Raw genomic sequence first — 14,486 nt, 5'->3', positions numbered from 1 at the left:
CCGGCCCGTCGCCGAACGAGAGATCCGTTACCTTGTGCTTCCGAGCTTGCTCGGCCACCAGACCTTGGGGCCGATGTCGCGGACCAGCGCCGGAACCAGCAGCGACCGAACGACCAAGGTGTCGAGCAGGACGCCGAAGGCCACGATGAATCCGAGCTGGACCAGGAACATGATGGGGATGATGCCCAGGGCGGCGAAGGTCGCGGCCAGCACGACGCCCGCGGAGGTGATCACCCCTCCGGTGACCGCCAGCCCGCGCAGGACCCCCGAACGCGTCCCGTGGACCAGGGATTCCTCCCTGACCCGGGTCATCAGGAAGATGTTGTAGTCAACTCCCAGCGCCACCAGGAACACAAAGCCGAAGAGCGGAACCGACGGATCGGCTCCGGCGAAGTTGAAGAGGCCGTTGAACACCCATGCAGAGACGCCCATGGCCGTGCCGTAGGAGAGCAAGGTGGTTGCCACCAACAGCACCGGGGCCAGGATCGATCTCAGCAGCAACATCAGGATCACCAGGATGGCACCGAGAATCAGCGGAATGATCTTGATCAGGTCCGCTTGGGCGGTCGTGGCGGTGTCGGCCAGGGTTGCGGTGGTTCCGCCGACCAACGAGCCGGCGTCCACCTGGTGGAGCATCTCGCGCAGGTCGATCAGCGTGGACTTGGCCGCATCGGAATCCGCGGCGTCGTTCAGGGTGATGGATATCAGGCTGCGTCCCTCGACCAGCTGTGGCTCCCTGCCGGCCTGGGCCAACGCCGGCCCGCCGTCGGCTGCCTGGAGATAGGCCGAGGCCACCCCGTCGGCGTCTTGCACCGAGGCCAGCAACTCGTTCGCCTTGGATTCATCGACGATGGCAAACAAGGGGCTCCCGGTGCCACCCGGGAAATGTTCGCCCAGCACGATTTGCCCGTCGCGGGAATCGGTCTGGCCCAGGACCAGTTCGCTCTGCGGCACACCCGAGGCCTTCAGCTGCGTCATGCCCAGCGCCCCGGCGGCCAGCACCAGCGCGGTCAGCACCCAGATGGGTCGGGGATGGCGGCCGACAAAACCGGCGACGCGTCCCCACAGGCCCGCGGGCAACTCCTCGGGGGCCAGCCGGGCCTCCGGCTTGGGCATGAAGGGCCAGTAGGCCTTCCTGCCCAGCAGTGCCAAGGCGGCGGGCAGGAACGTCAGGGCCGCGATGATGGAGAAAACGATGCCGCTGGCCCCAATGGGGCCCAACGCCTTGTTGGAATTGAGGTCCGAGAAGAGCAGGCACAGCAGGCCCGCGGTCACGGTGCCGCCGGAGGCCAGGATCGGTTCCGCGGATCGCTTCCACGCAGTCGCCACCGCTTCCCAGCGATCCTTCCCGCCGGACAGCGCTTCCTTGTGCCTGGCCACGAACAGCAGGGAATAGTCTGTCGCCGCACCAATGACGAGTATCGAGAGGATGCCCTGGCTTTGCCCGTCCAACCGGATCCAGCCTTCCTTGGCCATGAAGTACACCGCCAAGATGGCTGCGCAGAGCGCGGCGACGGCGGTGAAGAGCACCGTGAGGGGCAACAGGACAGAGCGGTAGACCAGCAGCAGGATCAGGAAGACCGCGCCGAGCGCCACGCCCAGCAGGACGCCGTCGATCCCGCCGAAGGCCTCAACGAGGTCGGCGCTGAAGCCGGCCGGCCCGGTGACGTAGGCACGGGTGCCAGCGGGGACCCGCTCGCCCAGCTCGGCCCGTAGCGTCTCTACGGCATCCTCGACCTCGCCACTGCCATCCAGCGGAACGAGCAACTGGGCGGCAAGTCCGTCCTCGGAGGCGAAGGGACCGACAATCTCGCCGTCCAGTCCGTCCAGGTCCTTCAGCGATGCCGTCAGGGCCTTGATTTCCTCTTGGTCGATGGCCGATTCCCCGGCAATCACCACCACCGCCGGGATGGCGTCGGAAGTGCGGAACTTCGCCTGCCACTCAAGGGCGCGGGTCGCCTCGGCAGTGGCCGGCAGGAAAGCCGCCTGGTCATTGGTCTGCACCTCGCCGAGTTTGCCGAAGGTCGGCCCGCCCACGCCCGCGATGCCCAGCCACAGCGCCACCAGCACGACGGCCAGCACCGCGCGGAAGACCGCCTTGCCCGTTCCGGGCCGGCGATTCACTACCCGCTGGCCGGGGCCACTCCCGGCCCCCATGACGTGATTGCCCATGATCCAACCCCTCGTTGTTCGGGCGGCTTTGCGCCCACATGCCGCTACGTATCCATCAAAGAGTATTTCCATCATGGAACTATTTCAAGTTCCGGCATAGAATGGTCCGCATGGATCCCGCCGCCGCCTTCGAACTCGTCCTGCTACTTCAGCAGTTCGGTCAGGCATCGGACCGTTACGTCGAATCGACCGGGGCCCGGCACAAGACCCACCGCACGGACATGAACGCCCTGGCCGTCATCATGCGCTTCGAACGTGCGGGAAACCCTCCGACCCCGGGCGACCTCTCGCGGACCCTGCAACTGAGTTCACCGGCCACCAGCGCCATGCTGGATCGGCTCGAGCGCGTTGGCCACATCGAGCGCCTGCGCATCGACAAGGACCGCCGCGTGGTCCGCATCAAGATGACCCCGAAGGCGCAGGCCGACGGGCGTGCCATGTTTGCGCCCCTGGCGGCGCGCATGATGGAGGTCATTTCCACCTACACCGACGAGGAAGTGAAGCTGGTTTCCCGCTTCATGGCCGACGCGGCGGCCGGCGTGGACAGGGCACGGAACGACGCGGAGCACCCCTAGCCGCGCTCGCCGGGCCGCGTCCCTGCGAGCGCGGCCCAGCGAGCGCGGCCCTGCGAGCGCGGCCCTGCGAGCGCGGCACGGGCTCACGTTCCGGGAAGGGCTCCTCCCCCGGCCTTGCCCGCCGACTCTGGCCCGCGGCGGCGATTCGCACTAGGCTCGTGGCAACCGTCGGCCGAACGCTGGTGCGTTCATGATCGTTGAGGACCACTCCCCGCCATGACCGAACTCCCCACCACCGGCACGCCCCACCCGCTTGCCGCCGGACTCGATTCCACGCGCACCCTTGAGTTTCCGCCCGGATTCCGCTTCGGCTCCGCCACTGCGGCCTTCCAGATCGAGGGCGCCGCCCATGAGGAGGGCCGCGAGGATTCCATTTGGGATGCGTTTTGCCGGGTGCCCGGCGCCGTCTTCGAGGGGCACGACGGATCCGTTGCCGCGGACCACTACCACCGGATGCCGCAGGACGTGGCGCTCATGGCCGAGCTCGGACTGGACACCTACAGGTTCTCCACCTCGTGGGCGCGGATCAAGCCCGGGGACCGGACCCTGAACCCCAAGGGGCTGGACTTCTACTCGCGTTTGGTCGATGAGCTGCTGGGCCGCGGGATCGCCCCGTGGCTCACGCTCTACCACTGGGACCTGCCGCAGGCGCTGCAGGAGCGCGGCGGCTGGGCCAACCGCGACACCGCCTACCGCTTTGCCGACTACGCGCTTGAAGTGTTCGAGCACCTGAAGGACCGTGTCACCGACTGGACCACGCTGAACGAGCCGTGGTGTTCTTCCTTCCTTTCCTATGCAGGCGGCGAGCACGCCCCCGGGCACACGAACCCGGAAGAGGCGGTGGCAGCGGCGCACCATCTGCTGCTGGGGCACGGGCTGGCCACCGGCGCCATGCGGGAAGTGGCGGACAAGGACCACCGGCTGGGGATCACGCTCAACTTCACCGTGGCAGATCCGGCCAACCCCGCCAACGCGGTCGACGTCGATGCCGCACGGCGCATCGACGGCGCCTTCAACCGCATCTTCCTCGATCCAATTTTCCGCGGCCAATACCCAACGGATGTGCTCGAGGACATGGCCGAGGCCGGACTTGAACGCCATATCCGCGGCAACGACCTGGAGGTCATCGCCGCTCCCATCGACGTGCTGGGCGTGAACTACTACAACGGCGAGCTGGTGGCCGGGCCCACGACGCCGCCAGCACCCGATGAGTCGCTGGTGTTCGCCTCGGATCGCGGCCTGCCCCGCCGCTCCCCGATAGTGGGCAGCGAACAGGTGGGGCGCGCCTGGCGGGACCTGCCACGCACGGCCATGGGCTGGGAGGTCCAACCCGAGGGACTGGAACGCCTGCTGCTGCGCTTGGAGGAGCACTACACCGGCCCGGCCGGCATCCCCATGGTGATCACGGAGAACGGTGCCGCCTATGACGACGTGGCCGACGAATCGGGCTTTGTCGATGATTCCGGGGACCGACTGTCCTTCATCGACGCGCACCTGCGCGCCACGCACCGGGCCATGGAGCAGGGCGCGGACGTGCGCGGGTATCTGGTGTGGTCGCTCATGGACAATTTCGAGTGGTCCTTCGGGTACGACAAGCGCTTCGGGATCGTGCGAGTCGACTATGACACCCAGGCCCGCATCCCCAAGGCCTCGGCCAAGTGGTACGCGCAGGTTGCGGCCTCGCACCGTCTGCCGGCCCGCCGGTAACGGCTGGCCGCGGGTACGGGAGGATCGGGGAGCTGCCCTAAACTTGAGCGGTGACTCTTTCCCTGTGGCTTTCGCTTCTTGGCGCCTCGACGCTGATCAGTTTCACCCCGGGCGCCGGGGCCATCAACACCATGACCAACTCGCTGAACTCCGGGTTCCGCCGTTCCATGTGGGGAATCCTGGGCCAGCAGGCGGCGCTGCTGGTGCACGTGGTCGTGGTCGCTGCCGGCGTCGGGCTGCTGGTCTCCCGTTCCCCGGCAGCCTTCACCGCCATCCGCTACGCCGGGGCCGCCTATCTGGTGTACCTGGGCGTGCGGCTGATCCTGGCCAAGCCGCAGGATGCGGCGGAGCTTGACGTCAAGGGCCGGGAATCGGCACTCTCGATGTTCAGGCGCGGGCTGTGGATCAACCTGCTCAACCCCAAGGCCATCGTGTTCTTCCTGGCCTTCACACCGCAGTTCATTCGCCTCGATGCCCCCGCGCTGCCACAGTACCTGGTCTTCATCGGCACCATCGTGGCGGTGGACATCATGGTGATGTGGCTGTTCTTCGCAGCCTCGGCCAAGAGCTTCAGCCGCTTCACGGCCACCGAGCGGGGCCAGCGGATCCTGAATCTGGTCTTCGGCACGCTCTTCATCTTCGTCGCAGCCCTGCTGGTCTTCATCCACTGAGTCGCTGCAACCCCGCACCAGGCCCCTCGGAAGGCCCAGCCAAGGCCACAATCCGATAACCATCGCGGCGAACCGTGTTTGGTCCTGTCACGAGGTGCTTCAGGGCCCTAGACTAAAACCATGTTCCGGATAATCACAGTGTCCACGGGCAACATCTGCCGCTCCCCCATGGCCGAGTACATGATTCGCACCGCGCTTGGCGATGCGGGAATCGTCGACGTCTCGGTCGAGTCCGCCGGCACCAGCGACGGCGAGGTGGGGAACGCGATCGACCCGCGGGCCGCCGCCATCCTGCAGTCCCACGGCATCAACGCCGAAGAGCACGTGGCTCGGGTGCTGGACCCCGCCATGATCACCGGTGTCGACTTGCTGCTGGCCATGGACCAGGATCACCTTGCGACGCTGGCAAAGATGCTGCCTACCGATTCCTCGGTGCCCCGGCCCGACTTGCGCATGATGCGCTCCTTCGACACGACCCTGGCCTCGGCCCCGGTCGAAGGCCAGGGCATTTATGATCCGTGGTTTGGCGACTCGGCGGACTTCCGCCTGTGCTGGCAAATGGTCAACGCCGCCATCCCGGGCGTTCTCGACTACGTGCGCGCACACATCATGCCCCAACGTGGCAACTAGCCCCGTACTGGTCCTTGGCATCGATGGAAGATCGGGCGCGGGAAAGAGCACGCTTGCCGCGGAACTTGCCACCGCGCTGCGCCGCCACCGAGAGGTAGCACTCTTCCACCTCGAGGACATCTACCCCGGATGGGACGGCCTGGAAGCCGGCACCCACGACTATGTCACCCAGGTCCTTGCACCCCTGTCGCGCGGGGAGGCCGCGGTCTGGAACAACTGGGACTGGGCGGCAAGCACCCCCGGTCCGCGCTCCACGCTCTCCCCCGCACCCGTCGTGATCATCGAGGGCGTGGGTGCCGGCTGTGCCGCCGCCCGCGAACTGCTCGATGCAGTGATCTGGGTCCAGGTTCCCGATGCCACGCGCAAGGTCAGGGCGCTGGAACGCGACGGTGCGGTCTTTGCCGAGCATTGGGACCATTGGGCAGCCCAGGAGGAGGCGTATCTCGCCGCCGATGCGGTCCCCGACCACGCCGATGTCACCGTGGAGAACCGGGCGGACGGAAGCGCCCCGGACCACGTGCTGCGCGCGCTGAAGGCCTTGCCCCGGTGTGCCCCGGCACTCTCCCCCGAACGCACCGAGTCCGCGGCGCAAGCACCGGTGCACACCGCACTGCAGGCGGCCCCCGACGCAGCCGCACTCTTCGAAGCACTCTACGCCGAAGCCGGGCACGCGGTCCTGCTCGAATCCAGCAACCTGGGCTTCGCGGACCCGCGCCAACGCAACCGCTACTCCATCATGGCCGCTGCCACCACCGATCACTGCGCGGTCTATGAACACCGCGGCGCGGTGGGGATCTTGCACGAGGGCACCGCCACGGCGAGGCTCGCGGGCGGCTTCTTCGACTGGCTCGCCCGCAGCTGGGATGCCGCCGGCTTCCTGCCGGCGCAAGGCGAGATTCCGTTTGTTCCCGGCTGGCTGGGCTACCTGGGGTACGAACTCAAGCGGGAAACCGGCGGCAGCGACATCCGGGTGGACTCGCAGGTACCCTCTGGGCCGGCGGATGCCGCCATGATCAGGCCCTCCCAAGTAGTAGTCGTTGACCATCAGGCCTCCACGGTGCACCTGCTGTCCACCGCTGCCGCTGACGCCGAGGGCTTCTTCGGCCGCGTCCGGGAGCTGCTGCCACAGCTGCCTACCACCGCCGCCGTGCCCGCGCCGCTGGTCCCGGCACCCGCGTTCACCTCGCATGACGACCGCCCCGCCTACTTGGAAAAGGTCCGTGGCGCACAGGAACAGATCCGCCTGGGCAACAGCTACGAGGTCTGCCTGACCACGTCCCTGCGCGCGGAGGCGGTGCCCTGCGACCCGTGGGAGAACTACCTGCGGCTGCGCGCTGCGAACCCCGCGCCGTTCGCGCATTACCTGCGCTTTGGCGACATGGCAGCGGCCAGCACCTCCCCCGAGCGTTTCATGTCGATCGGTTCCGATGGCTGGATGCGCGCCGAACCCATCAAGGGCACCAGGCCGCGCGGTGACTCGCCCGAGGCCGACCTGGCCCTGGTCCGGGAGCTGGAAAGCTCTCCCAAGGACCGCGCCGAAAACATCATGATCGTGGACCTGTTGCGCAACGACCTGTCGCATTTCGCCGATCCCCGCACCCTCTCGGTGCCGCGGCTGTGCGCCATTGAAAGCTATGCGAGCGTCCACCAGATGGTCTCCACCATTGACGCCAGGTTGCGTCCCGGTGCCCCGCGCGCCGAGGCCATTGCCGCGGCGTTCCCCGCCGGTTCCATGACCGGTGCGCCAAAGGTCTCCACCATGGAGATCCTGGATGTGCTCGAGGACGGCAGGGCCCGCGGGCTGTACTCCGGGGCCGTGGGGTATTTTTCCGCCACCGGCGCCGCCGACCTGTCGGTCGTCATCCGCACCCTGGTCATGGGCAGCGCCGCTGCCCCCGGCACCTGGAACCTGTCCTTGGGCGTGGGCGGTGCCATCACCGCCGATTCGTCGCCGCAGGAGGAATGGGACGAGGTCAGGACCAAGGCCTTCGGCGTCCTCTCCGCGCTGGGCAGCGTATTCCCGGGACCTTGAACGGCCCCCCGGCACCCTCCTTCGGCGGCGCCGGGCTTATTGCAGGGTGGCTGAAAGCCGTGCCACGTTGTCGATCCACCGGTTCACCGGGGTGCGCCGGCTCCACGTCCCGAGGGTGAGCTCGGTCGAGTTGGCCCGGTAGATGTCCTGAACCTTCATCAGCTCACCGACCAGGTCCGCGCCCAGGAGCATCAGGGTGATCTCAAGGTTCAGCGAGAAGGAACGCATGTCCATGTTGGAGGACCCCATGACCACCACGTCGTTGTCCACCGCCATGCACTTTGAATGCAGGACCGCGGGGGCCTTGTAGAGGTAGATCCGCACCCCTGCCCGCAGCAGGGCTTCGTAGTAGGACTGCTGCGCGTGCTGCACCAGGGCCTGGTCGCCCTTCTCGCAAACGAAGAGTTCCACCGCCACCCCGCGCTGGGCGGCGGTGGTGATGGCATAGAGCAGCGAATCGTCGGGGACGAAGTAGGGGCTGGTGATGGAGAGGCGCTCGGTGGCCGAATAGATCAGCGTGTTGAACAGCCGCAGGTTGTTTTCCGACTCGAAACCCGGTCCGCTGGGCACCACCTGCCCCAGGTCCTCCCCGGCGTTCGGCGCCTCGGTCATCGCCTCTTCCACCACCGCCAGGTCGTTGAGCAGGTCCTCGTCGGATTCCTGGGACCAGTCCGTCGCGAAGACCACGTCCAGGCTGGTCACCAGCGGGCCGCGGATCTTGGCCATGAGCTCGACCCATTCCCGCCCGAGCTTGTGCGCGCTGCTGCGTTTGTATCCGGGCTCGATGAGGTTTTGGCTGCCAGTGAAGGCCACCTGGCCGTCCACCACCACGATCTTGCGGTGGTTGCGCAGGTCCGGGCGCCGCCACCTGCGCTGGAAGGGCGCCAGCGGAAGCATCCGCCGCCACTTGATGCCCGCGGCGCTCATCCGCCGTACCAGGGAAAAGTAGCCTCTGACGCGCAATGAGCCCAGGTGGTCAAAGAGCACCCTCACCTTGACCCCGCGCGCCACCGCCCGCTCCAGGGCCTCCAGGAACGGGGCGACATACTGCTCGTCGTCGCCGATGATGTAGAACTGCACGTGCACGTAGCGCCGGGCCCTGTCGATTTCCCGGCGCATTTCATCCAGGGATTCCTTGTAGCCGGTGATGAACTCCACCGCGTTGCCGGCCTGCAGGGGCAGCGCGCCCAGCCTCCGGTTCAGCTGGACCGCAGAGAGCACCCAGTCCGGGGCATCGGGCGCCGAGGTGTCCCCGCTCAGGTGCCGGGTGGCTTCGAGGATCGACGCGTTGACGCGGCGCTGGCGTTCGATGCGGCGCCGCGACAGCTTGATGTTGGCAAAAAGCAGGTAGAGCAGCAGGCCCGCCACGGGCAGGAAGAAGATGGCCAGGAGCCACGCCATCGCGGTGGTCGGGCGACGGTTGCCCGGAACGATTCCCACCATGGTGATGCGGATGGTGAGCTCGATGCCCACGGCGATCGACCACAAGGCTGCACCAATCTCCAGTGCGTCGTTGCCTGCGTCCATGGATCCCTCCTTGCCAGAGCCGGATTGCTGGCCATACCCCAGACTACCGCCCGCACGGCGCACACCGGAGAACCACTTTCGCGGCGGTAATCTGGTAGCCATGACTGCACTTGTGTTCCTTGACAGCGATTTTCCCGCCGGCCGCATCGCCGATGCCGCAACCGCACAGCTCTCGGTCCTCGACCAGGGAGTGACGCGCGGGGACGGGATCTTCGAATCCGCGTTGTACTCCCGCGGGGTCGTGCGCAAGCTCGACGCCCACCTGGCACGGATGCGCGTCTCGGCCTCAACGTGTGACCTGTTGATCCCGCACGAGGAGGACTGGCGCACGGCGATCAAGACGGCCGTGGCAGCCTACGATGCCGAGTCCCCCAGCGAGGAAGCCGTCGTGAAGCTCGTGGCCACCCGCGGCACCGAGGGCACCGGGCACGGCACGTCCTGGGTCATGGTCTCCCCCGCCCCGGAGCTGGGACGGAAGCAGCGCGAGAGCGGGGTCTCGGTGATCTTCCTGGATCGCGGCTACGACTCGCGGGTCGCCGAGCGCGCCCCGTGGCTGCTGATGGGCGCCAAGACGCTGTCCTACGCGGTGAACATGGCAGCGTTGCGCCATGCCAGGAAGCTGGGCGCCGATGATGTCATCTTCGTTTCCAGCGACGGAATCGTCTTGGAGGGCCCGACGTCCACGGTGCTCATGGCACACCGTGACGGGGACACCAAGCGGCTGATCACCCCGACCCTGGAAACCGGCATCCTTCCCGGCACGACCCAGGGCGCCATCTTTGCCGCCGCGCGGGAAGCCGGGTGGGAACTGGGCTACGGGCCGCTGACCCCGCAGGACCTGCTGGCTGCCGAAGGCCTCTGGCTGGTCTCCAGCGTGCGGCTGCTGACCCCGGTGAACTCCATCGACGGCACAGCCATTGCCCGCGACGCCGGGCTGCACGCCGAGCTCACCGCGATGGTCGACGCCATCGCCTAGGGGGGGCGCTTGCCCGCAACTACGACCCCGACAGACCCCCCAAGGATTCGAGACACGCCCCCATGCAAGAGCTGTTCCAGCTGGTGCCCGCCGCCTACGTGGTGCTGCGCCGCGGCAACCGGGTGCTGCTCCAGTTGCGCCAAAACACCGGCTTCATGGACGGGCACTGGGCCTGCGCCGCTGCCGGCCATGTCGAGGCGGGGGAATCGGTGGAAGCCGCCGCGGTGCGCGAGGCCGCCGAGGAAATGGGATTGCGGGTGGATCCACGGGACCTGCTCCCGCTGACAACCTTGCACCGCACCAACGGCGGGGATTCGCCGCGCGCCCAGCGCGTGGACTTCTTCTTTGCCGTGTCCAGCTGGGCCGGGGAACCGAGCATCATGGAGCCGGAGAAGTGCGGGGCCATTGCCTGGTTCGATCTGGACAAGCTGCCCGACCCCATGCCGGAGCATGAACGCTACGTGCTGCAAAACCTTGCGGCCGGCACGTTGCCGGCCATCGCCTCGCTGGGCTTCACCGGGTAGCCCGGAGCACCCAGGGAAACAAACGGGGCCTTGCCCGTGCCCATCGCAAGATGCACCCGGGAAAGGCCCCGTCGTGTCGTTGGCCTGGCTAGCTCCAGACCAGGTTCCATGTTCCCAACGTGACGGCCGCCCAGGTGGCCGCGGCACCCAGCAGCAGGCCGGCGGCGACGATGACGGCATCCCGCCGCCCGTAGACAGAGGTCCGGAGCCAGGTCCGGGCATTGGTCCCGAAGCCCTTGGCTTCCATGGTCACCGCCAGCCGCGAGGCCCGGCGGATGGCCTGGACCAGCAGCCCGAAGACCTGTCCCAGGTTGGCGCGCAGCCGCTGCCCCGCCGAGCCCCGGCTGCCCACGCCGCGGGCGCGCCGGGCCATGCCCAGCGTGGTCCACTCCTCAATCAGCAACCCCAGCAGGCGCATGCCCGCCAGCGCCCCGAGCACGAAGCGGTGCGGAAGCCGCGCCTTCTGCGCCAGCGCGTTGGCCAGGTCCGTGGGGTCGGTGGTGAACAGCACCAGCACCGCCGGGATGGCAATCGCGAAGGCCCTCAGGCCCGTGGCGGCGCCGGCAGCCAGCGAACCCTCGGTGATGTCGAAGATGCCCAGGTCAAGAAGAACCGCGCCGGAATCGTTGCCCACCAGTGCGGTGCCCCAGGCCCCGAAGAGCGCCGCGAGCAGCAGCGGCCAGCCGCGAGCCAGAAAGCGCGGGATCGACAGCCCCGCCAGCGGCAAGGCCAGGAAGGTCGCCATCACCACGAGGGCGCTGCTGACCCAGTCCATGGAGGCCACCAGCGGGATCGTCGCCAGCGCCACCGCGGCGAGCTTGGCCAGGGGGTTGGCCCTGCCCAGGAAACTGGCCCCGCCGCGCGCATCGGCCTCCAGCAACCCGGGCCGGACCGCGACGCCGGGTTCGCCATGCGCGGTCCCCGGGCTCTCGAGGACAAATTCGCCGGCACCGAGGGCACGGGCGAAATCCACGTCGTGGGTCACGGCGATGATTGCCGTGCCGCGCTCCAGTTCCTCACGAAGCAACAACGCCAGCTCCCGCCAGGTGTTGGCGTCCTGGCCGAAGGTCGGCTCGTCAAGGATCAGGATCCGCGGGCCCGAAGCCAGGACCGTGGCCACCGAGAGACGTCGCTTCTCACCGCCCGAAAGCGTGAAGGGGTTCGCCTCGGCAAGATGTCCCAGCCGCAGGCGCGACAGCAGCGTTTCGACCCGTGCCTCGATCTCCCCCTCCGTGAACAGCGGTTCCCGGGTGCCGGGCTTGACCGCGTGGGCAGGCCCGAAGGCCAATTCCTCGCGGACCGTGTTGGTGACGAATTGGTGCTCCGGTTCCTGGAACACCGAACCGATGCGTCCCACCAGTTCGGTGGCGCGCCAGTGGTAGGGGCGGGCCTCGGAGCCGGCAGCCAGCTCCCCGGTGGCCAGCACCGTGCCGGACGCCTGCGGCAGCAAGCCCCCGAGCGTCAGGGCGAAGGTCGATTTGCCCGAGCCGTTGGCCCCGCGCACGCACCAGGCCTCGCCGGCCGCGACGCGCAGGTCAAGTCCCCCGGCAGCGATTGATCCGCCGCGCTTCCGGGTGACCGCCAGCTCCTTGGCCTCGAGCAGCAGTGCGCCGCCATCGGTTGCGGCGGGCCGCATGTGGATCGACGGGGTGTATCCGGGGACCCAGACCCCGGCGGAGATCAGTTCCTCGCGGACCTTCCCGGGCCCGAAGAGCTCGTCGGGGGTTCCGTCGTGGGCGATGCCGCCGCCCGGTTCCAACACGATGACCCGGTCCATGTGCGGAGCCCAGGCCTCCAGGCGGTGTTCGACGATCAGCAGGGTCGCCCCGGTGGCATCCAGCGCCGCCAGCACCGCGTCGCGGACCTCCAGCACGCCGTCCGGGTCGAGGTTCGCCGTCGGCTCGTCCAGCAGGACCAGCCCCGGGCCCATGGCCAGGATCCCGGCGAGGGCCAGGCGTTGTTTTTGTCCGCCGGAAAGTGCGGCGGTGGGGTGGTCCAGCGGGACATCGAGGCCCACGGCATCGAGGGCATCGATGATGCGTTGGGCGATCTCTTCCGGCGGCACCGACAGGTTTTCGGCACCGAAAGCCGTGTCGTCCCCAACCCGGGCCTGGACGACCTGGGTTTCGGGGTCCTGTTGCATGAGCCCGACCAGGCCGCGGCCCTGGGCCGAGGGGATTCCGTCCAGCAGCAGTTCGCCGGAGGAATAGGCCTCGTCGTCCTCGTGCAGGACCCCTGCCAGGGCATAGAGCAGCGTGGATTTGCCGGCGCCCGAAGGACCGGCCAGGAGCACGCGTTCCCCGGCGCGGATATCCAGGTCAAGGCCGCGGAGCGCCGGCTGGGCGCGGTCGGCATGCCGCCAACCCCAGTTGCGGGCGCTGACCGAGACGGCCGTGGCCACCCGGCGGCCGGTGTCCGGGGCGCCGGCTTCACGGTCCAGCATCGAAGGTGATGTCATGATGGCTGCCGCGTCCTAGAGGATGGCTTCGGCGGCCGCCTTGCGGCTGGCCAGGGCGCCCAGGGCACCGGTCTTGGCCAGGGCGCGGGTGGCCAGGAAGGACAGCAGCCCGGCAATGACGATGCCCGAGATGGTCATGAACGCGATGTAGGAGAAGAGCATGCCGGTGGTGTATTCGGGGAACCAGCGGAAGATGAAGGTGTCGTTGACGCTGCCGAAGAGTCCTGCCGCGCCTCCGGCCAGCAGTGCCACGGGAAGGTTGAACTTGCGGTAGCGGAACGCGGCGAACACCAGTTCAGCGCCAAGGCCCTGGATCAGGCCGGAGGCCAGGACGGTCAGCCCGAATTCGGAGCCCATGAGTGCCGAGACCATGGCGGCGACGATTTCGCAGAAGAGTGCGGCACCGGGCTTGCGGATGATCAGCGCGCCGAGCACCGCAGGGAAGAGCCACATGCCCGAGACCAGGGAGGCGGAGGGCGGGAAGGCCAGGAACAGGAAGTCAAGCAGGTGGTGGGTGCTGTTCCAGGCCCAGAAGATGACGCCCGAGGACACGGCGATGACGGCCGCGATGACGATGTCAACGACACGCCAGGACGAGGTTGCCGGCTTGTGCCCGGCGGGCTGGTTGGTGGTGCTCATGGTGGTGATCCTCCTTGGATACAAGGAGGGGAGGGAAAACGCTACTTTGAACGCACCCCTGAGAACTCGACTTCCTTCGCCGGTACTAGCCGGGGCAGGTTCGAGGGTCTGCGGCTATCCGCACTCTCAGCGTCTTGGTGCGAATTTCTTCGCACGACGCTCCCCTGTCGTGATTGTTTCAGTCCTTTGATGTTACCTCAGGCTATGCTGGGGCAGGTACCGTTGCCCGCAACATTTGGGAGTCCCCTTGAACAGCTTGATGAAACTCATCGGCCCAGCTATCTCGATCGCCGCCGGTTTCCTGGGTGGAAAAATCGTCGACAAGGCCTGGACCGGTTTCACCGGCCGGAAGCCGCCGAAGCATGGCAACGCGGAAGCGCAGGCCGAGGCCAGCCTGCGCCAGATCATTGGCTTCGCCGTCCTGTCGGCCACGACTGCGGCCCTGATCCAGGTGTTCACCGACCGCGGCACCCAACGGGCCCTGGCCCGGTTCGCCAAGAAGGCCTGACACCACAAACGCTTCAGGGGCCCACGGATATCCCGTGGGCCCCTAAGCGTTTCCGGCGATCCTCCGC

The 14,486-nt window shown here is 67.8% G+C and carries 12 protein-coding genes and 1 riboswitch; of the genes, 8 read left to right on the top strand and 4 right to left on the bottom strand.

Going from position 1 to position 14,486, the window contains the following annotated elements:
* Positions 1 to 27 precede the first annotated feature (27 nt).
* Positions 28 to 2,172, bottom strand: a complete 2,145-nt coding sequence (locus Q2T94_RS13215; RefSeq protein ID WP_302264915.1) for an MMPL family transporter — start codon at positions 2,170 to 2,172, stop codon at positions 28 to 30.
* 110 nt (positions 2,173 to 2,282) lie between these two features.
* Here Q2T94_RS13215 and Q2T94_RS13210 point away from each other — a divergent pair, with 110 nt between their 5' ends.
* The 5 genes from Q2T94_RS13210 (at position 2,283) to Q2T94_RS13190 (ending at position 7,787) form a co-directional block, all read left to right on the top strand.
* Positions 2,283 to 2,747 (top strand): MarR family winged helix-turn-helix transcriptional regulator, encoded by a 465-nt coding sequence (locus tag Q2T94_RS13210; protein WP_302264914.1) that lies wholly within the window; start codon positions 2,283 to 2,285, stop codon positions 2,745 to 2,747.
* Between the two features lie 216 nt (positions 2,748 to 2,963).
* On the top strand, positions 2,964 to 4,454 hold the full coding sequence (locus Q2T94_RS13205) for a glycoside hydrolase family 1 protein (RefSeq protein WP_302264912.1): 1,491 nt from the start codon (positions 2,964 to 2,966) through the stop codon (positions 4,452 to 4,454).
* Positions 4,455 to 4,504: 50 nt separating this feature from the next.
* Complete coding sequence (locus tag Q2T94_RS13200) at positions 4,505 to 5,125, top strand: LysE family transporter (protein WP_302264910.1); 621 nt, start codon at positions 4,505 to 4,507, stop codon at positions 5,123 to 5,125.
* A gap of 120 nt (positions 5,126 to 5,245) precedes the next feature.
* Entirely contained in the window at positions 5,246 to 5,755 is a 510-nt protein-coding gene (locus tag Q2T94_RS13195) for a low molecular weight protein-tyrosine-phosphatase (RefSeq protein WP_264270373.1), read from the top strand.
* Positions 5,745 to 7,787 carry a chorismate-binding protein gene (locus tag Q2T94_RS13190; protein ID WP_302264908.1) on the top strand — a complete coding sequence of 681 codons (2,043 nt, stop codon included), beginning with the start codon at positions 5,745 to 5,747 and terminating at the stop codon, positions 7,785 to 7,787. The genes Q2T94_RS13195 and Q2T94_RS13190 overlap by 11 nt, the downstream gene beginning before the upstream one ends.
* Before the next feature lie 36 nt (positions 7,788 to 7,823).
* Here Q2T94_RS13190 and cls read toward each other — a convergent pair whose 3' ends face one another.
* The gene (gene cls, locus Q2T94_RS13185) at positions 7,824 to 9,314 is read right to left on the bottom strand and encodes a cardiolipin synthase (protein WP_302264906.1); all 1,491 of its coding nucleotides are present in this window, start codon (positions 9,312 to 9,314) and stop codon (positions 7,824 to 7,826) included.
* Between the two features lie 100 nt (positions 9,315 to 9,414).
* On the opposite strand from cls, the gene Q2T94_RS13180 reads away from it, so the two are divergent.
* Together Q2T94_RS13180 and Q2T94_RS13175 are read left to right on the top strand one after the other, a co-directional pair.
* Entirely contained in the window at positions 9,415 to 10,290 is an 876-nt protein-coding gene (locus Q2T94_RS13180; RefSeq protein WP_302264904.1) for an aminodeoxychorismate lyase, read from the top strand.
* A gap of 62 nt (positions 10,291 to 10,352) precedes the next feature.
* Entirely contained in the window at positions 10,353 to 10,814 is a 462-nt protein-coding gene (locus Q2T94_RS13175) for an NUDIX domain-containing protein (protein ID WP_302264903.1), read from the top strand.
* A gap of 88 nt (positions 10,815 to 10,902) precedes the next feature.
* Here Q2T94_RS13175 and Q2T94_RS20575 read toward each other — a convergent pair whose 3' ends face one another.
* Positions 10,903 to 13,272, bottom strand: a complete 2,370-nt coding sequence (locus Q2T94_RS20575; protein WP_436836829.1) for an ATP-binding cassette domain-containing protein — start codon at positions 13,270 to 13,272, stop codon at positions 10,903 to 10,905.
* A gap of 15 nt (positions 13,273 to 13,287) precedes the next feature.
* Positions 13,288 to 13,911 (bottom strand): ECF transporter S component, encoded by a 624-nt coding sequence (locus Q2T94_RS13160; protein WP_302264902.1) that lies wholly within the window; start codon positions 13,909 to 13,911, stop codon positions 13,288 to 13,290.
* Between the two features lie 54 nt (positions 13,912 to 13,965).
* Positions 13,966 to 14,087, bottom strand: a riboswitch (TPP riboswitch).
* Positions 14,088 to 14,158: 71 nt separating this feature from the next.
* Between Q2T94_RS13160 and Q2T94_RS13155 the strand changes: the two genes are divergently transcribed.
* Complete coding sequence (locus Q2T94_RS13155) at positions 14,159 to 14,419, top strand: DUF4235 domain-containing protein (protein WP_264269959.1); 261 nt, start codon at positions 14,159 to 14,161, stop codon at positions 14,417 to 14,419.
* Positions 14,420 to 14,486: the final 67 nt, after the last annotated feature.

It is taken from the genome of Paeniglutamicibacter sulfureus, assembly GCF_030512175.1.
GTDB lineage: Bacteria > Actinomycetota > Actinomycetes > Actinomycetales > Micrococcaceae > Paeniglutamicibacter > Paeniglutamicibacter sulfureus.
The sequence above is the reverse complement of the archived record's forward strand: the minus strand, read 5'-3'. Positions and strand labels throughout refer to the sequence as shown.

Bases quoted from the DNA above. Each gene is read 5' to 3' on its own strand.
- Q2T94_RS13215 (WP_302264915.1), bottom strand. From the start codon at position 2,172: ATGGGCAATCACGTCATGGGGGCCGGGAGTGGCCCCGGCCAGCGGGTA.
- Q2T94_RS13195 (WP_264270373.1), top strand. From the start codon at position 5,246: ATGTTCCGGATAATCACAGTGTCCACGGGCAACATCTGCCGCTCCCCC.
- Q2T94_RS20575 (WP_436836829.1), bottom strand. From the start codon at position 13,272: ATGACATCACCTTCGATGCTGGACCGTGAAGCCGGCGCCCCGGACACC.
- Q2T94_RS13210 (WP_302264914.1), top strand. From the start codon at position 2,283: ATGGATCCCGCCGCCGCCTTCGAACTCGTCCTGCTACTTCAGCAGTTC.
- Q2T94_RS13205 (WP_302264912.1), top strand. From the start codon at position 2,964: ATGACCGAACTCCCCACCACCGGCACGCCCCACCCGCTTGCCGCCGGA.
- Q2T94_RS13180 (WP_302264904.1), top strand. From the start codon at position 9,415: ATGACTGCACTTGTGTTCCTTGACAGCGATTTTCCCGCCGGCCGCATC.
- cls (WP_302264906.1), bottom strand. From the start codon at position 9,314: ATGGACGCAGGCAACGACGCACTGGAGATTGGTGCAGCCTTGTGGTCG.
- Q2T94_RS13160 (WP_302264902.1), bottom strand. From the start codon at position 13,911: ATGAGCACCACCAACCAGCCCGCCGGGCACAAGCCGGCAACCTCGTCC.
- Q2T94_RS13175 (WP_302264903.1), top strand. From the start codon at position 10,353: ATGCAAGAGCTGTTCCAGCTGGTGCCCGCCGCCTACGTGGTGCTGCGC.